Here is a 234-nt window from a genome sequence, read left to right as displayed (position 1 = left end):
GCTTGGGAAGAAATGACCTGCTTATTCGCACCTTCCCTTGTTGTCAGTTACGCGGAGATAATCCCCGGAGAAAGTCGACCCACGGCTGTAAGCCATACCCGCCATCGCATACGCGCTGAACCATTCTTTCACGCGCACAGACGGCCCCACCCTCACGCTGAACCAGCGGTTACGCTCGGAATCTTCATGCCAGCGGGTATCGCTGTAACGGGTAAGCTGGCGATTCTTGTCTCC

Annotated in this window: 1 protein-coding gene; it reads right to left on the bottom strand. The window is 56.4% G+C overall.

Annotated features, from left to right (window positions below; translation table 11 throughout):
• Positions 1-21: 21 nt before the first annotated feature.
• On the bottom strand, positions 22-234 hold a 213-nt coding region (locus tag AC0L3U_RS40285), incomplete at its 5' end, for an Ail/Lom family outer membrane beta-barrel protein (RefSeq protein WP_473365256.1).

It is taken from the genome of Bradyrhizobium sp. Kon69, assembly GCF_055807515.1.
The sequence above is the reverse complement of the archived record's forward strand: the minus strand, read 5'-3'. Positions and strand labels throughout refer to the sequence as shown.